Annotated in this window: 20 protein-coding genes; 11 read left to right on the top strand and 9 right to left on the bottom strand. The window is 74.2% G+C overall.

Going from position 1 to position 23,686, the window contains the following annotated elements:
* The first annotated feature begins 35 nt into the window (after positions 1 to 35).
* Positions 36 to 896 carry a class II fructose-bisphosphate aldolase gene (locus ACVV2G_RS19075; RefSeq protein ID WP_453843921.1) on the top strand — a complete coding sequence of 287 codons (861 nt, stop codon included), beginning with the start codon at positions 36 to 38 and terminating at the stop codon, positions 894 to 896.
* A 209-nt stretch (positions 897 to 1,105) separates the two neighbouring features.
* Here the strand turns inward: ACVV2G_RS19075 and ACVV2G_RS19070 are convergent, their stop codons facing one another.
* Positions 1,106 to 2,239, bottom strand: a complete 1,134-nt coding sequence (locus ACVV2G_RS19070; protein WP_453843965.1) for a methyltransferase — start codon at positions 2,237 to 2,239, stop codon at positions 1,106 to 1,108.
* 97 nt (positions 2,240 to 2,336) lie between these two features.
* Between ACVV2G_RS19070 and ACVV2G_RS19065 the strand changes: the two genes are divergently transcribed.
* Positions 2,337 to 2,993 (top strand): alpha-ketoglutarate-dependent dioxygenase AlkB family protein, encoded by a 657-nt coding sequence (locus ACVV2G_RS19065; protein WP_453843920.1) that lies wholly within the window; start codon positions 2,337 to 2,339, stop codon positions 2,991 to 2,993.
* Between the two features lie 303 nt (positions 2,994 to 3,296).
* Positions 3,297 to 4,532 carry an ROK family protein gene (locus tag ACVV2G_RS19060; RefSeq protein WP_453843919.1) on the top strand — a complete coding sequence of 412 codons (1,236 nt, stop codon included), beginning with the start codon at positions 3,297 to 3,299 and terminating at the stop codon, positions 4,530 to 4,532.
* 21 nt (positions 4,533 to 4,553) lie between these two features.
* Here the strand turns inward: ACVV2G_RS19060 and ACVV2G_RS19055 are convergent, their stop codons facing one another.
* From ACVV2G_RS19055 to ACVV2G_RS19045, 3 genes are all read right to left on the bottom strand, one after another.
* Positions 4,554 to 4,952, bottom strand: a complete 399-nt coding sequence (locus ACVV2G_RS19055; RefSeq protein WP_453843918.1) for a VOC family protein — start codon at positions 4,950 to 4,952, stop codon at positions 4,554 to 4,556.
* Between the two features lie 602 nt (positions 4,953 to 5,554).
* On the bottom strand, positions 5,555 to 6,103 hold the full coding sequence (locus tag ACVV2G_RS19050; protein WP_453843917.1) for an ATP-binding protein: 549 nt from the start codon (positions 6,101 to 6,103) through the stop codon (positions 5,555 to 5,557).
* 184 nt (positions 6,104 to 6,287) lie between these two features.
* Positions 6,288 to 6,611 carry a hypothetical protein gene (locus ACVV2G_RS19045; protein WP_453843916.1) on the bottom strand — a complete coding sequence of 108 codons (324 nt, stop codon included), beginning with the start codon at positions 6,609 to 6,611 and terminating at the stop codon, positions 6,288 to 6,290.
* Positions 6,612 to 6,957: 346 nt separating this feature from the next.
* On the opposite strand from ACVV2G_RS19045, the gene cds1 reads away from it, so the two are divergent.
* Entirely contained in the window at positions 6,958 to 8,082 is a 1,125-nt protein-coding gene (cds1, locus tag ACVV2G_RS19040; RefSeq protein ID WP_453843915.1) for an L-cysteine desulfhydrase Cds1, read from the top strand.
* Positions 8,083 to 8,385: 303 nt separating this feature from the next.
* Here the strand turns inward: cds1 and ACVV2G_RS19035 are convergent, their stop codons facing one another.
* Positions 8,386 to 9,207 carry a DeoR/GlpR family DNA-binding transcription regulator gene (locus tag ACVV2G_RS19035; protein ID WP_453843914.1) on the bottom strand — a complete coding sequence of 274 codons (822 nt, stop codon included), beginning with the start codon at positions 9,205 to 9,207 and terminating at the stop codon, positions 8,386 to 8,388.
* A 282-nt stretch (positions 9,208 to 9,489) separates the two neighbouring features.
* On the opposite strand from ACVV2G_RS19035, the gene ACVV2G_RS19030 reads away from it, so the two are divergent.
* Positions 9,490 to 11,871 (top strand): hypothetical protein, encoded by a 2,382-nt coding sequence (locus tag ACVV2G_RS19030; RefSeq protein WP_453843913.1) that lies wholly within the window; start codon positions 9,490 to 9,492, stop codon positions 11,869 to 11,871.
* A 61-nt stretch (positions 11,872 to 11,932) separates the two neighbouring features.
* Here ACVV2G_RS19030 and ACVV2G_RS19025 read toward each other — a convergent pair whose 3' ends face one another.
* The 3 genes from ACVV2G_RS19025 to ACVV2G_RS19015 all read right to left on the bottom strand — a co-directional run bounded on the left by ACVV2G_RS19025 (position 11,933) and on the right by ACVV2G_RS19015 (position 15,826).
* Positions 11,933 to 14,374 carry a right-handed parallel beta-helix repeat-containing protein gene (locus ACVV2G_RS19025; protein WP_453843912.1) on the bottom strand — a complete coding sequence of 814 codons (2,442 nt, stop codon included), beginning with the start codon at positions 14,372 to 14,374 and terminating at the stop codon, positions 11,933 to 11,935.
* A 141-nt stretch (positions 14,375 to 14,515) separates the two neighbouring features.
* Complete coding sequence (locus ACVV2G_RS19020; protein WP_453843911.1) at positions 14,516 to 15,343, bottom strand: MOSC domain-containing protein; 828 nt, start codon at positions 15,341 to 15,343, stop codon at positions 14,516 to 14,518.
* A gap of 42 nt (positions 15,344 to 15,385) precedes the next feature.
* Positions 15,386 to 15,826, bottom strand: coding sequence for a DUF6643 family protein (locus ACVV2G_RS19015; RefSeq protein ID WP_453843910.1), 441 nt, complete (start codon positions 15,824 to 15,826; stop codon positions 15,386 to 15,388).
* Positions 15,827 to 16,122: 296 nt separating this feature from the next.
* Between ACVV2G_RS19015 and ACVV2G_RS19010 the strand changes: the two genes are divergently transcribed.
* Entirely contained in the window at positions 16,123 to 17,406 is a 1,284-nt protein-coding gene (locus ACVV2G_RS19010; RefSeq protein ID WP_453843964.1) for a TerD family protein, read from the top strand.
* Between the two features lie 18 nt (positions 17,407 to 17,424).
* On the opposite strand, the gene ACVV2G_RS19005 is transcribed toward ACVV2G_RS19010, so the two are convergent.
* Entirely contained in the window at positions 17,425 to 18,693 is a 1,269-nt protein-coding gene (locus tag ACVV2G_RS19005) for a glycosyltransferase (RefSeq protein ID WP_453843909.1), read from the bottom strand.
* A 57-nt stretch (positions 18,694 to 18,750) separates the two neighbouring features.
* On the opposite strand from ACVV2G_RS19005, the gene ACVV2G_RS19000 reads away from it, so the two are divergent.
* From ACVV2G_RS19000 to ACVV2G_RS18980, 5 genes are all read left to right on the top strand, one after another.
* Positions 18,751 to 19,536: a glutamate racemase gene (locus tag ACVV2G_RS19000; RefSeq protein WP_453843908.1), complete on the top strand. Its 786-nt coding sequence runs from the start codon at positions 18,751 to 18,753 to the stop codon at positions 19,534 to 19,536.
* Positions 19,537 to 19,615: 79 nt separating this feature from the next.
* Positions 19,616 to 20,158 (top strand): hypothetical protein, encoded by a 543-nt coding sequence (locus tag ACVV2G_RS18995; protein ID WP_453843907.1) that lies wholly within the window; start codon positions 19,616 to 19,618, stop codon positions 20,156 to 20,158.
* Between the two features lie 172 nt (positions 20,159 to 20,330).
* Positions 20,331 to 21,944 carry an apolipoprotein N-acyltransferase gene (lnt, locus tag ACVV2G_RS18990; RefSeq protein ID WP_453843906.1) on the top strand — a complete coding sequence of 538 codons (1,614 nt, stop codon included), beginning with the start codon at positions 20,331 to 20,333 and terminating at the stop codon, positions 21,942 to 21,944.
* A 67-nt stretch (positions 21,945 to 22,011) separates the two neighbouring features.
* Positions 22,012 to 22,485: an NUDIX hydrolase gene (locus tag ACVV2G_RS18985; RefSeq protein WP_453843905.1), complete on the top strand. Its 474-nt coding sequence runs from the start codon at positions 22,012 to 22,014 to the stop codon at positions 22,483 to 22,485.
* Positions 22,486 to 22,934: 449 nt separating this feature from the next.
* The gene (locus ACVV2G_RS18980; protein WP_453843904.1) at positions 22,935 to 23,468 is read left to right on the top strand and encodes a TerD family protein; all 534 of its coding nucleotides are present in this window, start codon (positions 22,935 to 22,937) and stop codon (positions 23,466 to 23,468) included.
* Positions 23,469 to 23,686: the final 218 nt, after the last annotated feature.

Raw genomic sequence — 23,686 nt, 5'->3', positions numbered from 1 at the left:
ACACCCGCGCCCCGACACGAGGGAAGGGAGAGACCGTGCCCCTCGCCACCACCGGCGACCTGGTCGGCCGCGCCGCAGCCGCGCGCTCCGCCGTCACCGCCTTCAACGTCATCACCCTGGAGCACATCGAGGCAGTCGTCGCGGGCGCCGAGTCCGTGCACACCCCCGTGGTCCTCCAGGTCAGCGAGAACACCGTGAAGTACCGCTACGGCCGCCTGCCGCCGCTGGCCCGCGCGGCCGTCGCCGCCGCCGAGGGCGCCGCCGTGCCCGTCGCCCTGCACCTCGACCACGTCCGGAGCGACAGCCTGCTGCGCCGGGCCCCGGACGCGGGGTTCAGCTCCGTGATGTACGACGCCTCCAGGCTGCCGTACGCGGAGAACCTCGCGGTGACCCGGGCCGCCGCCGACTGGGCACACGCCCAGGGGCTGTGGATCGAGGCGGAGTTGGGGGAGGTCGGCGGCAAGAACGGCGCCGTACCGCTCGGCGCCCACGCGCCGGGAGCCCGTACCGACCCCGTCGAGGCGCGCGCCTTCGTCGCCGACTCCGGCGTGGACGCCCTGGCCGTCGCCGTCGGCACCTCCCACGCCATGACCACGCGCACCGCCACCCTCGACCACGACCTGCTCAAGGAACTCTCCGGCGCGCTGGACGTGCCGCTCGTCCTGCACGGCTCCTCCGGAGTCCCGGACGGTGAACTCACGGCGGCGGTCGCGGGCGGCATCTCCAAGGTCAACATCGGCACCGCCCTGAACCTCGCCCTGACCGGCGCGATCAGGGAGTACCTGGCCGCCCGCCCCGACGCGGCCGACTCGCGCGGCTACCTCGCCGCCGGCCGGGAGGCCATGGTGCGGACGGTGGCCTCGCTCATCCAGGTGGTGGCCCGCCCCACCCCCTGACCCACCCCGGCCCGACGCCCACATCCGGCGACTCGCCTCGTGACGTCCCGCACCCGGCGACTCGCCTCGTGACGTCCCGCACCCGGCGAATCCCGCAGTGACGTCCCGCACCCGGCGACTCACGTCGTGACCGGCCCGCGGCCCGGCGGCTGATGGCGGTGACGACCTGCATGCCCCGGCTTCGTCGTGACGACGCACCTTCGGACGACCTACCGCGTGACGACGGCCTTCAGCACCACGAACTTCCGGTCACTCGCCACCAGACGGCTGTTGCCGAACAGCCTGCGCAGCTTGACGTGGTAGCCAAGGTGCCGGTTGCCGACCACCCACAGCTCACCGCCGGGGCGCAGCACCCGCCGCGCCCCGGTGAACATCCGCCACGCGGTGGCGTCGGTCGTCGCCTGGTGGGAGTGGAAGGGCGGGTTGTTGAGTACCAGGTCGACACTGCGGTCCGGCACCCCCTCCAGCCCGTCGCCGACCCGGAACTCGGCCCGCCCTCCGGCCCCGTTCGTCCTGTACGTCGCCTCCGCCGAGGCCACGGCCTGGAAGGACTCGTCGGTGAACAGCACCTCGGCCCCGGGGTCGGCCAGCGCCACCGCCGTCCCCACCACACCGTTGCCGCAGCCCAGGTCCACCACCCGCCGCGCGCCGGCGTCCGGCAGGTGCCGGAGGAAGAAGCGGGTGCCGACGTCGAGTCGGTCGGCGCAGAAGACGCCGGCGTGGTTGACCACGCTCCGGCCGGCGAGCGGACCGACGTCGTCGGGAAGCCGGTAGCTGAGCGGCCAGGGATTGGCGGGCCGCTTCAGCGCGAGGTCGGGCGTGGAGAAGATGAGCCGGGCCTTCTTCTCGGCCAGCGAGGTCCGGGTCGGCCCGACGATCCGCTCGAACAGCCTGAGCGTCGAGGTGTGGATCTCCTTGACCATCCCGGTGCCGACGACGACCGTGCCCTCGTGCAGCGCGGGCGCCAGCCGCAGCAACTGGTCCTCCAGCAGCGCCAGGCTCTTCGGTACCCGCACCAGCAGCACGTCGACGCGGTCCGGCGGTGGGTCCTGGGTGGTCAGCAGACGCGCGGAGCCCGGCTCGACACCGCTCCGTTCCAGGTTGGCGCGGGTCGCCTCCCGGGTGAGGTGGGAGTCGGTGATCTGCACCGGCCGGTGCGCCGCCAGCGCCGTCACCAGCGCGCCCCAGCGGTCGCCGGCCACCACGACCGTGCCGGACAGCGGGACCTCCTGCTCCGCGAGGTGCCCGAGGAGGTACTCGTCGGAGGCGTCCCAGGCGCGGAGCCGGTCCCGGGGGTCCTCGGGGAAGCGGGTGAGGACGTGTTCGCCCCATGGCGTGGTCATACGGTCGCTGCGGTCGTTCATCGTGCCTCCAGGCTAGCCGAGCCGCAGCTCAGGCCGGGTCGGGCGGGTCGGAGCGGGCGCGGGCAGGATGGGAGTCATGGACGCCGAGTTGTTCCCCAGGGCCCGTGCCGTGATCGCGCCGGGCGCCGTCCACCTGCCGGACTGGCTGGACTCCGGACGGCAGCGCGAGCTGGTGCACGCCTGTCGCGCATGGGCCCGCCCACCGGCCGGACTGCGCACGGTACGCACCCCCGGCGGCGGCACCATGACCGCCCGGCAGGTCTGCCTCGGCTGGCACTGGTATCCGTACGCCTACGCCCGCACCGTCGTCGACGGCGACGGCGCGCCCGTGAAGCCCTTCCCCGCCTGGCTGGGTGAGCTGGGCCGCCGGGCGGTGACCGACGCGCTGGGTGCCGACGCGGCGGCGGACGGGGCGTACGACATCGCGCTGGTCAACTTCTACGACGCCGACGCCCGCATGGGCATGCACCGCGACGCCGACGAGAGGTCCGACGCGCCCGTGGTCTCCCTGAGCCTCGGTGACACCTGCGTGTTCCGCTTCGGCAACCCCGAGACCCGGACCCGCCCCTACACCGACGTCGAGCTGCGCAGCGGCGACCTGTTCGTCTTCGGCGGGCCGGCCCGGACGGCGTACCACGGGGTACCGCGGGTGCACGCGGGTACCGCACCGCCCGGACTGGGCCTCACCGGGCGACTGAACATCACGCTCCGGGTCAGCGGCCTCCGGACCTGAGCGGCGCGTGCCGCGGCCGGGATGCGGCGGCGGTCCTGCGGCAGGCACGGCGGGGGCGGGGGAGGAGGAGGGGAACCCGCGGCGGATCGCGTGGGGGAGGCGAGGCCGGCCCGCCCTCGCGCCCGCACGCGGTTCCGTCCGGGCGGGGCGCGCTGTCACGTCGTCCCGATCCCCCCGGTAGCGAGCCGAACCCGCCACCGGACCCGTTCACCGGCACCGACGGGCGCCGGCGGTCTCCCGAGCCCCGTTCCGCCCGGCACATCCCCGGCCCCCACACCAGCGGATCATGGGAGACTCCCCCTCATGAGCGGCAAGGCGGACCCCCGGACGGGGGAAGGGACCACCCCCAGGACGCGGTTGGACCGGGGGCGCGGCGCGCTCGGACCCGCGTTGGAGCTCGTGCACACCGAACGGGCCCCCACCCGGGCCGTCCTCACCGCGGAACTCGGCGTCACCCGGGCCACGGCCGGCGCGGTCGCCGCCGAACTGGAGGCACTGGGCCTGATCCGGGTCGACGCCCGCCCCGGCGCGGCCGCCGGTTCGCAGGGCCGCCCCTCGCATCGTCTCGCGGTCGCCGAGGACGGACCCGTCGCCCTCGCCGCCCAGGTCCACACCGACGGTTTCCGCGCGGCCCTGGTCGGTCTCGGCGGCCGCATCGTCGCCACCGCACCCGGCTGCGAGGTGGTCGACGCCGACCCGGCGAAGGTGCTCGGCTCCGTCGTCGAGGCGGGTGCGGAACTCCTGCGGGAGACCGGACGACGCTGCGTCGGTGCCGGACTCGCCGTACCGTCCGCCGTCGCGGAGCCGGAGGGCCTGGCCCTGAACCCGCTCCACCTGGCCTGGCCGGCGGGCGCGCCCGTGCGACGGATCTTCGCCGAGCAGGTGCGGGCCGCCGGGATCGAGGGGCCGGCGTTCGCCGCGAACGACGTCAACCTCGCCGCGCTCGCCGAGCACCGGCACGGCGCCGGGCGCGGCGCGCGCGACCTGCTGTGTGTGGCCACCGGCCACCGGGGAGTCGGCGGTGCGCTCGTCCTCGACGGACGTCTGCACAGCGGTAGTTCGGGTCTCGCCCTGGAGGTCGGCCACCTCACCGTCAACCCCGAGGGCGGCCCCTGCCACTGCGGCAGCCGGGGCTGCCTGGACGTGGAGACCGACCCGCTCGCCTTCCTGACCGCGGCCGGCCGCGAACCGGGGCCCGAGGTGTCCCTCCTCCAGCAGTCCAACGACCTGATCCGCGACCACTCCACCGACCCGGCCGTCCGCACCGCCACCGCGACCCTCATCGACCGCCTCGGACTCGGCCTCGCCGGTCTGGTGAACATCCTCAACCCGGACCGCATCGTCCTCGGCGGACTCCACCGGGCCCTCCTCGACGCCGACCCCGAGCGCCTGCGGGCCGTCGTCGCCGACCGCAGCCTGTGGGGGCAGAGCGGGGGTGTGCCCATCCTGCCCTGCAGCCTGGACCACAACAGCCTGGTCGGCGCGGCCGAACTGGCGTGGCAGCCGGTCCTGGACGACCCGCTGGGCGCGTTGGCCTGACGTCCCGGAGGGCGGGACCGGTCAGTCCGCCGGGCGACTGCCGCCGCTCGGAGCGTGGCTGAGGTCGACGACGCAGAAGATGTTGCCGTCCGGATCGGCGAGGACGACGAAGTCCGGATCGGGCGGGTACAGGTCCCAGTCGACGGTCCGCGCCCCCAGACCGACCAGCCGGCGCACCTCGGCCTGCTGCTCCTTGGCCGAGTCCGTGAACAGGTCCAGGTGCAGACGGGGACGCGGCTCGGCCGGCGACTCGCTGTACAGCAGTCCGAGGGCCCTCCCGGAGCCGTCGGCGTACTCCAGCGTCCGCCAGGTCTCGCTCTTCCACTCGTCGGAGGCCACCAGGCCCAGGGCGGCCGTCCAGAACCCCACCGCGCGGGGCACGTCCGTGACACCGATGACAGGGATACCAAGTCTCAGCATGCCCCGAGCCTAGGGGGCGCCCCCGGGAGGCCGTGGTCGGGTCACGCACCGGGCGATCCCGTGCCCGGCGACCGGCCTGCACCGGAATTCTCCCCCCGGGGGACGGGGACGCCCCGGGAAGCGGTCCCGGCGTACGCCTCGGCGAGCTACGCGCCCCGGGACGGTCGGCGTCCCTCGCACGGACGTCGATGCGGACGAAGGGCGTGCCGGGGGTCTCCCCGCGGGGCGGGGACCGGGACGCGAGGGGGCCCCGGCGCCGCCGGACCGGCCGGGGACCCCGTGCCGCGGCGGGCACGTCCGGCCCGTGGCGCGGCAGGACCGGTACGTCCAGCGCGCCCGCGCCGGGCCCGAGGTGCACGGCGGTCGGCACCCCCGTCGCGGGGCGCGCCCCGGCCGTCGTTCTCCCGGACCGCGGCCGGCTCGGTCCGCGCCGCGCCACGCCCCGCAGCCCTGCACCGGACTCGCCGGCCGGCCGGTGCACGGACAGCACGGGGCCCGCCACCGGGCCGTCCCCGCCGGAAGAAGCCGACCGCACGGCAGCTCACGCTCCCGGGCCACCACGCCGTCGATCCGGCCCGCGGCAGCGGAGGGTCACCGCCCGGTCAGCCGGCAACGGCCGACCGGGCGGGAGCGGGCGGGGCGCGGTGGAGGTCGACCGCGCGATCGACCTCCGCGAACGCGGCGGCCGGCACCTCCTCGACCAGGCGCCGGGGCGGGCGCGTGGAGAGGGGTGGCGCGGTGACCGGCGCGACGGCGGTGGCGGTCGGGAGCGTGAACCAGACGACCTTGCCGGACTCGCCGTCCGGCCGGGCGCCCCAGCTCTCGCTCATCGAGGCCACCATGGACAGCCCGCGCCCGCACGTCGCCAGCGGTTCGGCGTCGTCCACCACGGGCAGGCGCGGGTCGCGGTCGTGCACGGAGACGGTGAGCCGGTCCAGGAGCAGCTCCATCTCCACGGTGCACGTCTTGTCGGGCCGGGCGTGCAGGTGGACGTTGGTCAACAGTTCCGTCACGCCGAGCGCGGCCCGGTCGATCAGGGAATCCATATGCCAGTAGCGCAATTGCGCAGATACGATTCTGCGGACCTGGCCGATCCGCGACGGCAGGGCTTGAAGCTCTACCGTGCAGTGTCTGCTTGGGTGACTGATCACGGCTGCGACTCCCCGACATAGAGGTCCGGAAGAACACGGAGTTCGGATCCAGCAGGGCGCACGCGGCACACCGCCGCCTGCTGTCATGGCCGGCGGGCTGGTTCGCAGCGTTATCGCCGGTAAACCCAGAGTGACGTGAGACCAGCGTGACGCAAGGGGTGAAGCACCGCAACTTACGGACATCTCAACCGCGGTACCCCGCCGCCCTGCGTACCGCCTCGATGAAACGGCGAGCCGCGGGCGGGCCCGGCTCGCCCGGCGCGGGGTCCCGCTCGCCGAGGGTCAGCAGGTACCGCTTGCCGTCGAGGTCGGCGAGGGCCCGGTCCTCCGGGGCGAACCAGGGCCGGGAGGCGCGCACCGCCTGCACCGGAGCGCTGTCGATCTCGCTGCCGTAGCTGGTGAGCAGCTCCACCCTGCCACCCCTGATCCGGACCGTCCCGGCCGTGGTGAGTGAGCGCAGCCGCTTGCCGATCCGCACCCCCGTGGCCCTGAACTCCGGCTCCGCCATGCCGTCGCCCCCTCGTGCCCGTCGGTTGCCGGACCGTGTACCCAGCTGGGCCCGGTACCGGCCGGCTCCTGTCGTGCTCCCGTGTGCGCCCGCGGCGGGCACCCGGTCCCGCCCGCTGGCAGTCTGCCCCGACCGTACGCCGAGCACCAGTACGCACCGCTCCTTTCCGGCGACGACCGGTGCATTCGCGCGCATGCGCCCCCACTGGGCCGGGCACCGTGCCCCAGGTGCGCCTTTGGTGCTCCCAAAGGCATGTTTATGCAGGTGAGAAGCGTATGGAAGGTGTCTATGATCGGGGCGTCGGCCGCGTGACGCGCCGTCGGCGCGCAGCGTAAGGAGCCCTGTCGTGAGCACCCCCCAGCAGGCAAGCACCGGTATCACCCTCGACGTCGACCACAGCGACACCGCCTACCGCGCCTGGCTGAAAGAGGCCGTGCGCAAGGTCCAGGCCGACGCCAACCGCTCGGCCGACACCCACCTGCTCCTCTTCCCGCTGCCCGAGCGATGGGGCATCGACCTGTACCTCAAGGACGAGTCGACCCACCCCACGGGCAGCCTCAAGCACCGGCTCGCCCGCTCGCTCTTCCTCTACGGCCTGTGCAACGGCTGGATCCGGCCGGACCGCCCGGTGATCGAGGCCTCCAGCGGTTCGACGGCCGTCTCCGAGGCGTACTTCGCGAACCTGATCGGCGTCCCCTTCATCGCCGTCATGCCGCGCACGACCAGCGCCGAGAAGATCCGTCTGATCGAGTTCCACGGCGGGCGGTGCCACTTCGTGGACGACTCCCGCCGGATGTACGAGGAGTCCGCCCGCCTCGCGGCCGAGACCGGCGGCCACTACATGGACCAGTTCACCTACGCCGAACGTGCCACGGACTGGCGCGGCAACAACAACATCGCCGAGTCGATCTTCCGGCAGCTACGGCTCGAGCGGTTCCCCGAACCGGCGTGGATCGTCGCCACCGCCGGCACCGGCGGCACCTCGGCGACCCTCGCGCGCTACGTGCACTACATGCAGTACGACACCCGCATCTGCGTCGCGGACCCGGAGAACTCCTGCTTCTTCGAGGGCTGGACCACCGGTGATCCGGACGTCACCTGCGACTGCGGCTCCCGGATCGAGGGCATCGGCCGGCCCCGTATGGAGCCGAGCTTCGTGCCGGGCGCGGTCGACCGCATGATGAAGGTGCCCGACGCGGCGAGCGTCGCGGCCGTCCGGGCCCTGGAGCGGGCCATCGGCCGCAAGGCCGGCGGCTCCACGGGCACCGGACTGTGGAGCGCGCTGAAGATCGTCGCCGAGATGGTGGCCGAGGGACGCCGGGGCAGCGTGGTGACGCTGCTCTGCGACCCGGGGGACCGGTACCTCGACAAGTACTATTCGGACACCTGGCTCGCCGGACAGGGCCTCGACATCGGGCCGTACACGGCGGCGATCGAGTCCCTGCTGCGTACGGGCGACTGGTCGGGCTGACCCCGGTGCCGGGACACGTGCGGTACGCCACGGGCGGGTGAGCCGCCGGTCCAGCGAGTGACCGCGTCCTGGTAGGCCCGGCCCAGTCCCGGGCGCGCCCGGTTCGGCACGCGACGGAACCAGGCCGTACCGTCACGGTGCCGTCCCGACGAAGCCGGGACCCACCGGACGCGGACGGCGACCCATGGACGCGGCCCCCGTTGAGCGAAGCCGCGGACGCGGGCCGTCGAGCGGGTGGCGCCACCCCAGCCGTGGACACGCCAGGTGCCGGCGGGGCCGGGCCGGCACGGGGGCCCGCCGGGCTCAGCCGGACGGCTCCGGCTCACCGGCCACGACCAGCCCCAGGTGCTCCGAGATCTCCGCGCGGGCGTCCGACGGCAGCCCGGCGTCCGTCACCAGCGTGTCCACCTGTTCCAGGGCTGCGAACGAACTCAACCCCACGACACCCCACTTGGTGTGGTCGGCGACCACCACGACCCGCCGTGCGGACTGCACCAGCCGCCGGTTGGTCTCGGCCTCCGCCAGGTTCGGCGTCGACAGGCCGGCCTCGGCCGATATCCCGTGCACACCGAGGAACAGCACGTCGAAATGGAGCGTCGCGATCGCCTGGTCGGCGACCGGGCCCACCAGCGAGTCGGAGGGGGTGCGCACACCTCCCGTGAGCACCACCGTGGCCGCACCCTGCCGGGCCCCCGAGGTGCGCTGCGCCACGTGGAACACGTCGGCCACCCGCACCGAGTTGGTGACCACCGTCAGATCCGGCACGTCCACCAGCCGGTGGGCCAGCGCGTACGTCGTCGTACCGCCCGACAGGGCAATCGCCGCGCCCGGCGCGACCAGTTCCGCCGCAGCCCGTGCGATGTCCTCCTTGGCGGTCGGCTCCAGACCCGACTTCGCCTCGAACCCCGGCTCGTGCGTGCTGGCCTCGACCACCGGGACCGCGCCGCCGTGCACCTTCTCCAGCACGCCCTGCCGGGCCAGCGAGTCGAGGTCGCGGCGGACCGTCATGTCCGACACCCCGAGCTTGCGGGTCAGCTCGTTGACGCGGACCCCGCCCCGGCGGCGCACCTCGTCGAGGATCAGGGCGCGCCGCTGCTCCGCGAGGAGGTTCGGATTCTCACTCACGTACGCTTCGGTCCTTTCGCCGCAAACCGCCCGACACGCCCGGCACACAGTCTCCGCCGAGGTGTGCTCCCCGCTCCGGTGCGCGGACGTCCCATCCTCGCACGCGGTGCCGCGGGCCGCGCCACCGCCTGCCTGCCGCGCACATGTCACTCCCGCCCCCCCGGTGTCACCCGTCACACGGCTCGGGGAGATTCCGTGCCGAGGGGTGTACGACGCCCGTCCAGCGGAGATCCTGTGCCCGCACGGACAGAGCCGACGGCGCGTCACGGGGGAGTGCGGACAGTGGAGCAGGCGCAGGAAGGGGCCGGGACCGGCGCCCAGGACGCCCCCGGGCCACGGGACGGGGACGACGGCAGAAGCGGCACCGCCCTGGAACTCCTGGTGCACGGAGTGGGCGGGACGACCCCCGCGGACATGCTGGACGACCCGCGGACCGTACGGATCACCGGCGACCACATCGCGGCCGTCTTCCGGCGCGCGGAGGACGCCGACGCCGAGTCCCGACCGGAGGACTACCGCGGCCGGCCGGTGCCCGAGGCCTACGTCTGGTGCAACCTCACCTCGGGCAACGGCACCCGCGCCCTGTGGCTGCTGCTCCTGCCCTTCATGGTGGTCAACCTCGCCCACTGGATGCGGCCCACCGCACACGGCCGGATCCGGGCGGTCCGCCTCTACGGGCTGTTGGTGCGGCTCGCGGGACTGACCCTGACGGTGCTGCTGGTCGCCGCGGCCTGCGAGGTCGCGCTCGACCTCGTCGCCTGGCAGTGCGCGGGCACGCGGGCCTGCGCCGAGCGGCACTCCTGGCTGGGCTTCCTGTCGCCGGCGATGTCGGACGGCGGCTGGTGGAGCGCGCCCGGCCGCAGACTCGCCCTCGCGGCCGCGGTGCCCGCCGCGCTCACCGGCCTGCTGTGGTACCTGTCGCTGCGCACCTGGCGGGCGTACGAGTCCCAGCAGCCGATGGACCGCGAGCCCGCCCCCGAGGAGGACCCCGCCCGCACCGCCCTCGGCCGGCCCGGGTTCTGGTACGGGCGCCGCCTGGTGGCCCGGCTGCGCGCCGCGCACACCGCCGCCGCCCTGCTGACGGTCGCCGCGGCGGTCGGCGCACCGGCGGCCCGGTTCGACCGCCGGCCAGGAGGACCCGTGCTGCTCGACACGCTGGGCCGGCTCCTGCCGGCGGCACTGGCGGCCGGGGTGGTGGCCGTGGTCGTGGTGGTCTGCCGCCGGGGCCGCAGCGAGCGGCGCCTGGACCGCCGACTCGACGAGCACCTCGTACGGTTCCTCCCGCTCGCCGCCCTCGTCCTGTTCGTCCTCACCCTCCTGTACGGCGGCTGGAGCCGCCCGGAGTGGACGTCGTCCGGGCGGCTGCCGGGGGACACGACCTTCGGCGGCCTCGCCTCGGTGCAGGGCCTGCTGGTCATCGCCCTCGCCGTGGTCGCGCACCTGCTCCACCGCAGCCTGCCCGACGCCCGCGCAGCGCTCCGCGGTCTCGGCGGACCCGCCGTCGCCCTCCTGGCCTGCGCACTCGGCGGCGTGATGTCCGGTGGCGTCTCCCAGCGCGTGTCGGACTGGCTGGACGGCACCGGCACCTCCATCGACGGCCCGCCCGTCCTCCTCACCTGGCAGGCCTCCGTCATCCCGCCCCTGCTCGTCGTCGTGCTGCTGCTGTGCGTCGCGCTCGCCCGGCACACCTGGCGACTCGCCCGCGCGGAACGGGCCGCCGTGGAGGACGACCACACCGGCGAGGCCGGGGACCCGGGCCGCACCCGGCGCATCGCGGCCGTCCGGGCCATGGCCACCCTCACCGACCGGGCGCCCCTGCTCGTCGCCATCACCTCCGCCGCCACCCTGCTGCTGGGCGCCGGGGCCCTGGTGGGCGCGATGACGACCGGCCAGGCGCCCGCCGACGCCGCGCGCGGGACGTACGCCGTCGTGCAGGGCGCCGCCCACACCGCGCAGGCGCTGGGCTCCTGGCTCATCGGCCTCGGCTTCATACTGTTCGTCACCTGGGGCAGGCGCGCCTACAAGGACGCCTCCGCCCGGCGCACGATCGGCATCCTGTGGGACGTCGGCACCTTCTGGCCGCGCGCCGCGCACCCCTTCGCACCGCCCTGCTACGCCGAGCGCGCGGTGCCCGACCTGACCTGGCGGATGGCGACCTGGACCCGGGCGACCGGCGGCCGGCTGGTCATCTCCGGACACTCGCAGGGCAGCGTCCTCGCCGCCTCCGCGGCCTGGCAGCTGGAGCCGTCCGCCCGCAAAAGGGTCGCGCTGCTCACGTACGGCTCCCCGCTGGAGCGGCTGTACGGCCGCTGGTTCCCGGCCCACTTCGGGCCGGCCGCACTCGGTTCCCTGCGCGAGGAGGTCGACTGCTGGCGCAACCTGTACCGGCGCACCGACCCCATCGGCGGCCCGATGCGGCTGCCCGGAGACACGGGCCCCGCGGTGGACCGCGCACCCCTCAAGGACCCGCTCACCTACGGACGTACCGAACTGCACCCGCTGCCGGCACCGGTCCTCGGCCACTCCGACTACCAGGCCGATCCGGCCTTCGCCGAGGAACGCCGGCGGCTGCTGGCCCGGCTGCGCCCGGAGGTGCCGGCACCGCGCCGCACCGGCGGGCCGGAGTCCGTCCCGGCGGCGGACGACGGGCCCGGCGTCTGCTGAGGCGATGCGGTACCGCGCACGGCTCCGGCGGTGCCGTCCACCGAGGCCGCCGCGGAGCGCTTCAGCGCAGCTCCGGCAGGTCCTCGGCGTACAGGAGGGTCAGGTCGTCCTTGCTGGGGTCGGCCAGCTGGGCGACCCGGCTCGCGTGCCGTTCCACCATCGCCTCGAACGTCTGGCGTGCGGTGCGGCCGTTGCCGAAGGCCGGGCCCTTGGGGATCGCGGTGAAGTACTGCGTCAGCGCCTCGGCCGCACCCGGCGCCAGCCGGTACTCGTGCTCGTCGGCCTGCTGCCGCACGATCCGCAGCAGTTCCTCGGGTCCGTAGTCGCCGAAGGTGATGGTGCGCGAGAAGCGGGACGCCACACCGGGGTTGACGGACAGGAAGCGCTCCATCTCCGCCGTGTAGCCCGCGACGATCACGACGACCGCGTCCCGCTGGTCCTCCATCAGCTTCACCAGCGTGTCGATGGCCTCCTTGCCGAAGTCCCGGCCCGCGTCCTCGGGCGAGAGCGCGTACGCCTCGTCGATGAACAGCACGCCGCCGTGCGCCCGCTGGAACGCCTCCTGGGTGCGGATCGCCGTGGAGCCGATGTGCTCACCGACCAGGTCCACCCGGGACACCTCCACCAGGTGCCCCTTGTCCAGTACGCCGAGGGAGGCGAGGATCTCGCCGTACAGCCGGGCGACCGTCGTCTTGCCGGTGCCGGGGGAGCCGGTGAAGACCAGGTGGCGCTTGACCGACGCGGCCTTCAGGCCCGCCTGCTGCCGGCGCCGGCCCACCTCGATCATGTCGGTCAGGGCCCGCACCTCGCGCTTGACGCTGTCCAGGCCGACCAACGCGTCCAGTTCCCCCAGCACGGCCTTCGACGTGCGCGCCGGTTCCTGCCGCTCGGCCCCCGGGACCAGGGGCTCCTGCTCGGTGCTGCGCTGCCCGGGGATGGAGCCCAGCAGACCGGGGGACCCGCCTGCCGTCTGCTGCACGACCGGCTCCGGCGCGGCGGGCGCCGTCAGGCCGCCGCTCTCGTCGCCGGTGCAGTGCTCGACGAGCGGACCGGAGTCGTACGCCGTGTCCGGGCCGCCCTCCGCGAACTCGTACCCGCCGCGCGCGCACCGCTCCGTGCGGCACTTGCGCAGCGTCGTACGGCAGCCGTCGATCACGTGGAAGCCGTAGCCGGCGCTGCCGGTGACGCGGCAGCCGAGGAAGCTGCCGCGGCCTCCTGCGGACACGTAGACCCCCGCCTCCGAGGGGGAGTCGACCGTGCAGCGCTCGATGGTCGGGTCGGCGCCCTTGGTGACGATGACGCCCGTGCGGTTGCCGGCCAGGGTGCAGTTGTTCAGGGTGCCGCCACTGCCGTGGTCGCGGAACCACGCGCCGGTCGCCGCGTCCCGGATGCGGCAGTCGTCGAGCTGGGCGGTGGCGCCGTCGCTCACCGACACGGCGGTGTTGCGGACCTGGGACAGATCGCTGTCGACGACGTCCACGCGGGAACCCCGGTCCAGGACGAACAGCGCGTCCGGTACGTCGTGCACCCGGCAGGAGTCGAGCACGGCGGTGGCGCCGTCACTCACCCAGACCGCCGGATAGTCGCCGGTGCTGTCGAAGATCTCGCACTGGTTGGCGTCGACCCGCGTGCCCGGGTCCCACACCGAGAGGCCGTTGCGGCCGAACTGGCGGACGGTGGTGCGGGTCAGGGTGAGGACGGAGCGGGAGCGCAGGTCGACCGCGTTCTCCGGGATGTCGTGGATACGGCAGTCGGCGAGGGTGAGCACCGCGTCGGTGTCCAGCGTGACGCCGTCGCCGGTGGTGCGGTGCACGTCGCAGTCGGTCAGATGCGCGGTGGCCCGGCCGGTGACCTGTACGCCGCTGCCCCGCACCTCGTAGACCTCGCAGCCCACGGCCTCCAGCGCGGAACCCTCGCCGGTCGCCGTCAGGCCCGACGCCGCCGCGTGGTGGACCCGGCAGCGCTCCAGCCGGGGGTGTGCGCCGGAGCGCACCGCGACGCCCGCCTGGCCGGCCGCGACGACCTCGCACTCCTCGAACACACCGCCTCCGCCGTCGAGGACGGCGATACCGACCCCGGCCGGGTTGTCGACGGTGCAGCGACGCACCGTGGGGCGCGCGCTGCCGCGCACCTCTATCCCGGAGGCCGAACGCGCGACCACCCTCAGGCCCAGCAGCTCCGGCGTCCCGTCCTCGACGAGCACCGCGGGCGCCGCCGCGTCCTGGCCCTCCACGTGCAGGTCCTGTACCACCGCCGAGGCCCGCACGGTCAGCGGGACACCGTCGAGGGGCGCGATCCGTACCGAACCCTGTCCGCCCTCGGGCCCGCGCAGGGTCACCGCCCGCTGGACGACGAGGTTCTCCCGGTAGGTCCCGGGGGTGACGGTGAGGACGTCGCCGTCGGCCGCGGCCTCCAGGGCGGCGGCGAGCGATGCGTACTCACCCGTGCGGCGCCGCCACCGCGAGGTGCCGGTGTGCGTCACCTGGACCGTGCCCTGTGCCATGGCGTTGCTCTGCCCCCACCTCGTCGTACGCGGGTCGTCGCCGATTCGGTTCGGCCGGTCCACCGTAGCGTGCGCACGGGTGGTGAATTGACCGGAGGCGCAAGCCCGTCAGCTGCCCGTGCCGGTCCTGCCCCGGTCCGGTCACTCGATGATCCGCACCGGGTCGCCGGCCCGGATCGTGCCGCGGCCGAGCGGGACCAGGTTCTGTCCGAAGACCAGCTTGCCGTCGACGCGGCGGTGCCGGCCGAGGCTGTGCAGCGGCTCCCTGCCGCGCCCGGCGGTGCCCTGGTCGGTGGTCGTCACGACGCAGCGTCCGCACGGCTTGGCGACGCGGAAGACGACCTCGCCGACCGCGAGGCGGGACCAGTCGTCCTCGGCCCAGGGCGCGGTGCCGGAGACGACCGCGTTGGGCCGGAAGCGGTCCATGGGCAGCGGGCCCTCGTCCGCGTGCTCCCCCTCGGCGATCAGGGAGTTGAGGGCGTCGAGGGAGGCCGTCGTCGTGAGGAGCAGCGGATACCCGTCGGCGAAGGTGACGGTCTCGCCCGGCAGCGCGTACTGCGGGTCCACGGGCCGGCGCGTGGCGGGCTCGTCCAGGTACACCAGCCGCACGTCCGTGCCGAGGAAGGCGCTGTACCAGGCGTGCGCGCTCTCGTCCCCGGCGGGAACCGCCTCGACCTTGTCGCGGAAGACCTGCGCGACCACGGTGCCCGCGGCGCGCGGAACCGGCACCGTCAGCGGCTCCCGGCCGGGCGCGGACAGCCGGACGCCGCCGCCGGGCAGAAGCTCGGCGGCGGCCAGGGCGAGGCGCGGCTGCTGGCGTTGCGTGACGACCTTTCCCCCGTCGTCGATCAGCATCCAGCGGCGGTCTCCGGCCAGCCCCCAGGGCTCTACTACGGCCTCCCGGAGCGACAGGCTCCGGGACGCCTTGACCGGATGGACGTGAATCGACTGCAGTCGCGCGTTCCCCATGCGGCCATCGTGCCAGGTGGCACCGACGACCCCGGGGACGGCTCAGTAACCCCGGTACTGCTGCTGGCCGTACGGGTCCTGGTACGGCGCCGGGGCGGGCCGGGGCGCCGCGGGACGCATCGCCTCGTACCCCGCGGGGCCGGGTGCGGCGGGCCGGGGCTGCTGCGGTTGCTGGGGGCCCGGGTACCCGCGGGGTGCGGTCGCCTGGTGCGGGATGTACGGGGCGGGGGCCTGCTGCAGCGGGGCGGGCTGCTGAGCCTGCTGCGGGTAGCCGTAGGAGGGTTGCGAGGGGCCCGCCGGGAGGGCGGGCAGGGCCGACGGGAGGGCCGGCAGGTGGCTGCCCGGCGCGTCGTACGCGGCCGGGACCCGGATCGGGGCGATCTGCGGGGTGCCCCGCTCGGCGACGAGCGAGTCGTAGATCGGGGTGTCCGGGAAGGAGGCGGAGTAGTAGCCGCCGCCATAAGTGGAGCGGGGGGAGGTCATGGCACATAAGTTAAGCCCACGATGTGCTGGTTGGGGAGACCGATAAGAGGGTTGTTTTCCGTGTCCGCGGTGACCTTGGGGCCCCAATGCGAGCGAACTCGCCGAAATGGGGCGTCACGCCGCGCGTCCCCGGGGTAAAGGCCGAGTTCCGGGCGGGTTACCGGCGGTTGTCGCGCCGTCTTCGCACACTCCGCGCCAGGGGTGGGTGGCGGGGGAACGGGTTGACGGGCAAAACTTGGCGGACCAGCCGGGAACCGGCTCGGCTCGGTGAACACGCGATAGGGGCGGACATGTCAATGCCGAAAGGATCGAACACCCCGGTGCCGACGACGGCGCTGCGGGTCGAACTGGGCTGGCGGTCCGGCCCCGGCGTCCCCGACGCGGACGCCTCGGCCCTGCTCCTGGTGGGCGGGAAGGTCCGCTCCGACGCGGACTTCGTCTTCTACAACCAGCCGGCGCACTCCTCCGGCGCGGTCCGCCACGAGGGCAAGCGGGACGCCGGCGGCCGGGTGACCGACAGCCTGCTCGTCGACCTCGCGCGCGTGGAGCCCGCGATCGAGACCGTGATCCTCGCGGCCTCCTCGGACGGCGGATCGTTCGGCCAGGTCCCCGACCTGTACGTCGAGGTCCGCGACGCCGCGCAGAACACCGTGGCGGCCCGCTTCGACAACCCGGGCGCGACCGTGGAAACCGCCTTCGTGCTCGGCGAGTTCTACCGACGGCAGGGCGCCTGGAAGTTCCGGGCCGTCGGCCAGGGGTACGACAGCGGCCTCGAGGGCCTGGCCACGGACTACGGCATCTCGGTGGACGAGCCGCGGCAGGCTCCGCCGACCGCTCCGCCGGCCCCGGCGGTCACCGCGCCGCCCCCGGCACCCCAGGCCCCTCCCGTCACCCGCCCGGCCGCCGCCCCTCCGTCGCCGGCCGCCCCCTCCTCCGAGCCGGTCCGGCTGACCAAGGTCACGCTCACCAAGGCGGCACCCTCCGTGTCGCTGACCAAGCAGGGCGGCACCTCGGGCGCCATGCGCGTCAACCTCAACTGGCAGGTGCGCAAGCAGTTCTCCGGCTGGGCCCGCAAGCTCGCCCGCCCGGTCGCCATGCACAACGACCTCGACCTCGACCTGTGCTGCCTGTACGAACTCACCGACGGCAGCAAGGGCGTCATCCAGGCCCTCGGCAACGCCTTCGGGGCCCTGAACCAACCGCCGTTCATCCACCTCGACGGCGACGACCGCACCGGCGCCGTGACGAGCGGGGAGAACCTCACGATCAACCTCGACCACAAGCAGCACTTCCGGCGCGTCCTCGTCTTCGTGACCATCTACGAGGGCGCCCGCTCCTTCGCCGACCTGAACGCCACGGTCACCCTCCAGCCGCAGTACGGCGCCCCGATCGACTTCTCGCTCGACGAGTGCACGGTCCCGTCGACCGTGTGCGCCCTCGCGCTGATCACCAGCACCGGCAGTGACCTCGTCGTCCAGCGCGAGGCCCGCTACCTGGTGCCCGAACGCGGTGTGAGCCCGCAGCGCACGGTCGACTACGCCTACGGATGGGGCATGAACTGGACGCCCGGCCGGAAGTGACCACGCTCCCGCCGGGGGTCAGCCCTCGTCCGGCCGGGCGAGGGGACGCGCGTAGGTACGGCCCTTCCAGGCCGCGCCGCGCCCCCTGTAGTGCTGCACCGCCGAGTCGACCGTCATCAGGAGGTAGAGGAACGCCGTGAACGGCAGCAGCGGAGCGAGCCACACCGGCTGCCGGTAGTAGCGCAGCATCGGCAGGTACGTGCCCGCCATCACCAGCCACGCGACGGCGCCGAGGACGGCCGTCGCCCCCGCCCCCGCCCCCGAGCCCACGACGACCGACACGGGCGGCACCAGGTACACCAGCGTCAGGCCGGCCACCGTTGCGGCCAGGACCAGCGGGTTGTGCCGCAGTTGCGCGTACGCGCTGCGCGAGACCATCCGCCACAGGTCGTGCAGCCGCGGATAGGGACGCACGCTGTCCACCCCGTCCGCGAGCCCCAGCCAGATCCGGCCGCCGCCGCCCTTGACGGCCCGGGCGAGGGCCACGTCGTCGATGACGGCGTGCCGGATGGCGTCCGGGATCCGCGCCCACTCGGCGGCGTCGGCGCGCAGGAGCACGCAGCCGCCCGCCGCGGCGGCCGTCCCGATTCCCTTCCTCCCCGGCCTCTCCTTCCACTCCCTCCACTGCTTCCTCCCACGACCGCTCCCCGCGCTCCCGGCCGTGCGTTGCGCGGAGATCCACCGGAACGGGTACAGCTGCGCGAAGAAGTACACGAAGGCCGGCACCACGAGCCGCTCCCACCCGCTCTCCACCCGCAGCCGGGCCATCTGCGAGACGACGTCGAAACCACCCGTGCGGGCCGCCGCCACCAGCCGGCGCAGGCTGTCCGGAGCGTGGGCGATGTCGGCGTCCGTCAGCAGCAGGTACTCGGGCTCGCGCACCCGGGCCAGGCCGATGCCGTGCCGCACCGCCCACAGCTTGCCCGTCCAGCCGGCCGGCGGCTCCCCGGGCGAGGCCACGGTGAGCGGCAGCCCCTCGTGCGCCCGGGCCAGCTCGCACGCCAGCCCGCCCGTCCCGTCCGAGCTGCCGTCGTCGACCAGGAACACCTCGGCCCGCCCGGGGTAGTCCTGCGCCAGCAGCGACGGCAGGCTCGCACGCAGTACGGCCGCCTCGTCGCGCGCCGGGACGACGACGCACACGGTGGGCCAGTCGGCGGGCTCCCGCCGGTCCGGCAGCCTGACGTCCGTACGCCAGAAGAAGCCCCGGGCGAGCAGCAGCCACAGCCAGGCGGCGAGGGAGAGGGCGGGGACGACCGTCGCGGCGGAAGTCCACACATCGGCGCTCACGTGCGCAGTCTGCCCCACGGCAGGGGCCCGCGGCGGACCATCGTCTATGGTGGCCGGGTGAAGATCGCGCTCATGGACTCCGGAATCGGTCTGCTGGCGGCCACCGCCGCGGTACGGCGCCTGCGGCCGGACGCCGATCTGATCCTCTCGCTCGACCCCGACGGCATGCCCTGGGGTCCGCGCACCCCCGAGGACCTGACCGGGCGGGCCCTCGACGTCGCCGAGGCCGCCGTCGCACACCGTCCGGACGTCCTGATCGTCGGCTGCAACACCGCCACCGTGCACGCGCTGCCCGCCCTGCGCGCCCGGTTCGAGCCGGCCCTGCCGGTCATCGGCACCGTCCCGGCGATCAAGCCCGCCGCGGCGGGCGGCGGCCCCGTGGCGATCTGGGCGACGCCCGCCACCACCGGCAGCCCGTACCAGCGGAACCTCATCGAGCGATTCGGCGGTGATGCGACGGTCACCGAAGTGCCGTGCCCGGGGCTCGCCGACGCCGTCGAGCAGGCGGACGAGACCGCGATCACCGCGGCCGTCGCCGCGGCGGCGGCCCTGACGCCCGACGATGTGACGACCGTCGTCCTGGGCTGCACCCACTACGAACTGGTCGCCGAACGGATTCGCGCCGCCGTGCAGTGCCCCGGCGCCCCGCGCCTGGTCCTGCACGGTTCGGCCGGCGCGGTCGCGGCACAGGCCCTGCGCCGGATCGGTTCCCGTCCCGATCCCGGGGCCCCGCCCGAGGGCACCCTCACCGTGCTGCTGAGCGGACGCGAGGGCGCGCTGCCCCCGCCCGCGCTGACCTACGAAGAGGGCCGGCTCCTGCAAGCCGTCATGCCCGCCCGCTGACCGGCGGGTCCGCCCGGTCGGCCCAGTCACCCCGCGCGACGGCGTACCCGCGCGGCGAAACCTGAGTAGCCTCATGGCCATGAGGCATCGCCACGGCGAGACCATCCCCCCGCAGGACGTCTGGACCGGACGCGCCACCAACCGGGTCCAGTGGTTCCTGGCGCTCCTCGGCGCCGGCTGTGTGGCGCTCGGCATCGCACTGGCCGTGGAATCGGCCTGGGAGTCCGGCGCGGCCCCGCTGGCCATGGCGGTCGTCGGCTGCATCGCGGCGGGGCTGCTGGTGCTCTTCGGGACGCTGGCGTTCGTGCACGTCGCGCTGAGAGTCGACGAGGAGTGCCTCGAAGTCCGCTGCGGCCACATCGGCGTACCCCGTCGCCGCATCCCCCTCTCCCAGGTGGCCGGCGCCGAGTTCGCCCCGCTCGTCACCCCGCGTCACTGGGGTGGCTGGGGGTACCGCTGGCGGCCGGAGAAGGGCACCGCGGTCGTCGTACGACGGGGGGAGGGCGTGATCCTGCGCCTGTGGGACGGCCACACCTTCACGATCACCGTGGACGACGCGGAGGTGGCCGTCCAGGTCATCAAGGACCGGTTGCGTCCGAAGGCACCCGGCCCCGCGCGCTGAGCGGGCACCGCGGGGCTCGGCCACGGCGGGTACGCCCTTCACGGCGCCCGCCCCATGCCGAAACGATGCGGCGCCGCTCACCGCGGGCCGCCCAGGCGCCCCTCACCGCGGCCCCTGGGCGGCCTCGGACCGTGCTGTCGGGGCCGCGCGCACCCGCCGTACACTCCGGGGGGTGACAGCCACCGCACCCCCCGTCGGCGAGGCGGACCAGCCACAGCCGCACACCACGCCCGCCCCGCGCGTCGCCGCGCGGTTCCGGCGTCTCCTCCCCGCCGCCGCTGCCGCGCTCTTCGGAGTGCTGCTCTACGTCAGCTTCCCGCCGCGCACCCTGTGGTGGCTGGCCCTGCCCGCCTTCGCGGGCCTCGGCTGGGTGCTGCGCGGCCGCGGCTGGAAGGCCGGCCTCGGACTCGGTTACCTCTTCGGCCTGGGTTTCCTGCTGCCGCTGCTGGTGTGGACCGGTGTGGAGGTCGGCCCCGGCCCCTGGCTCGCCCTGGCCGTGATCGAGGCGGTCTTCGTCGCGCTGGTCGGCGCGGGCGTCGCCGCGGTGTCCGGACTCCCCGGCCGGCCGGTGTGGGCCGCCGCGCTGTGGACCGCCGGAGAGGCCGCACGCGCCCGCGTGCCCTTCGAGGGCTTCCCCTGGGGCAAGGTCGCGTTCGGGCAGGCGGACGGCCTGTTCCTGCCGCTCGCCGCGGTCGGCGGCACGCCGGTACTCGGTTTCGCGGTCGTCCTGTGCGGCTTCGGCCTCCACGACGTCGTGCGCCTGGCGGTCCGGGCGCGCCGCACCCGCGAGGTACGGCGCGGCGCGGCCGTGGCGGCCCTCCTCGGCGTGGCCGTGCCCGTCGTGGGCGCCGTGGCCGCCCGCCCCCTCGTCAGCGACAAGGCGGAGGACGGCACCGCGACCGTCGCCGTGATCCAGGGCAACGTGCCGCGCGCCGGCCTCGACTTCAACGCCCAGCGCCGGGCCGTACTGGACCACCACGCGCGCGAGACCGAGCGTCTGGCCGCCGAGGTCGGGGCCGGCAGGGTCGACCGGCCCGATCTCGTGCTCTGGCCGGAGAACTCCTCGGACATCGACCCGTTCGCCAACGCCGACGCCCGCGCGGTCATCGACCGGGCCGTCAAGGCGATCGGCGCACCCGTCTCGGTCGGAGGCGTCGTGGAACGCGACGGCAGGCTGCTCAACGAGCAGATCCTGTGGGACCCGGACAAGGGGCCCGTCGACACCTACGACAAACGACAGATCCAGCCCTTCGGCGAGTACCTGCCGCTGCGCCCGCTCATCGGAGCGATCAACGACGACTGGACCTCGATGGTCAGCCAGGACTTCAGCCGGGGCACCGAGCCGGGCGTGTTCACCATGGCCGGCACCAAGGTCGGGCTCGTCACCTGCTACGAGGCCGCCTTCGACTGGGCCGTGCGCTCCGAGGTCGTCGACGGTGCCCGGATGCTCTCCGTGCCCAGCAACAACGCGACGTTCGACCGCAGCGAGATGACCTACCAGCAGCTCGCCATGTCCCGCGTCCGCGCGGTCGAGCACAGCCGGACGGTCACCGTGCCGGTGACCAGCGGCGTCAGCGCGATCATCATGCCCGACGGGAGGATCACCCGGAGGACCGGCATGTTCGTGGCCGACTCCCTGGTCCAGGAGGTGCCCCTGCGCTCCTCCCGGACGCCCGCCACCCGGCTCGGCGTGGTGCCCGAGATCGCCCTGGTGCTGGTCGCGGCCGGCGGGCTCGGCTGGGCCGTCGGCGCCGGTGTGCGCGGGCGGCGCGCCCGTGGCGTGTAGCCGTACGCCCACCGCACACCCCGCGAGGGCGCGGGGCGTGTCCCGGCCGCCCGTTAGGGTCGGGCGCATGGCTATTCCCGACTTCCTCCGCGACCTGCGCGCCACCGCAGGACATCAGCTGCTGTGGCTTCCCGGAGTCACCGCCGTCGTCTTCGACGACGAGGGCAGGGTGCTGCTCGGCCGGCGGTCCGACAACGGACGGTGGTCACTGATCGGAGGCATCCCCGAGCCGGGGGAGCAGCCCGCCGCCTGCGCCGTGCGCGAGGTGGAGGAGGAGACCGCCGTCCAGTGCGTCGTGGAGCGACTGGTCCTGGTGCAGGCGCTCGACCCGGTCACGTACGACAACGGGGACGTCTGCCAGTTCATGGACATCACGTTCCGCTGCCGGGCCGTGGGCGGTGAGGCCCGTGTCAACGACGACGAGTCGCTGGAGGTCGGCTGGTTCGCGGTGGACGCCATGCCCGACCTGGGGACCTTCGGGCAGACCCGCATCAAGCAGGCACTGTCCGACGCCCCCGCCTGGTTCGACGCCGCTGGATAGCTCCGCTCCACGGGGCGTGCCCGGCGGGGCTACCAAGACGAGGGTCCACGCCGGGCGCACCACCACCCTGAAGTACTTCCGCAGTCCCGGCTGCAGCTCGTTCGCCCGCACGGAGAACACGCCCCGAGGCTGCGCCGCACACAGCAACCGCTTCACCGGTTCAGGGATCGTGTGGGTGCTCGGAACGGTCGGCCCGGGCATCGACTAGGCCTGCACCGAGGTGATCAACCACCTCAGCGGCCGGCGGAGCAAGCCGGTGCCGCTCCGCGGCAACCAGCGCCTGGCCGAGACCGCCTGGTACTGACGGCCCCTCGCCGCCCGCGAGGTGAGCGCGCCTCCCTGTTCTCCGAGGACCCCGCAGCCCGAGGCTTCAACCGGTCGCCCGGGAGTCATACTTGACTGTGCGGCGTCGGCCGCGTGGCAGCTCGACAGGGAGAGTGAGCAATCCGGTGAACAGCGGAGGTCAGGGAGTGGGGAAGGCCGAGGTACGGCTGAAGTGGGATCCAAGTCCCTGGGACGAGCCACCTCACCATCTCGACATCATCGCCACGACCTATGCGGCGGACTCCCCCTTCGGGCGGCCCGCGTACGTCGTCCACTCCGACAGCCGTTCCCCTGACGGCACCATCAACATGAGCCGGCACAGCCAGACCGGTCAGGGCCTCGGCTACGTCGAAGTGATGACCTTGGAACTGGAGCGTCTCGCGCCCTCGTTCTCCCGGGTCGTCGTGGGCGTGGCGATCCACCAGGACACCGGACGCAAGACCTTCGGGGCTCTCTCCAACGCCGGAGTCCTGGTGGTCGAGGGGTACGAGGAACTGCTGAAGGTCGACTTCGCACAGGTCTCCGCGTGCACCGCGGCGACCGTCGCGGAGTTCACGCGCAACGCCTCGGGAGCGTGGGAGTTCCACGAGATGCTCCGAGGGTTCGACAGTGACCCCGTGCTCTTCGCCGCGGAGATGGGCGCAGCCCCCCAGTACTGACCGCGGGCCGGTGCACCGGCGCCCGTCCCGTCGTGCGGCGGGACCGGTGGCGCCGTGCGGGCCGGCACTCACACGGGTGGACATCGGCCGCGCCTGCATCTGCTCGGTCGCCGGGCACGGAACGAGTGGGTGAGGGCCGGTCCCCGTGGCCCTCGCCGCCCCTGGCCCTTGCCGCAACGGCTCCCCCCGGCCAGGGGCGGCACCCCCTCCCGGATACT

Source organism: Streptomyces sp. JK94 (genome assembly GCF_053613315.1).
This window is presented reverse-complemented; position numbering and strand designations above follow the sequence as displayed.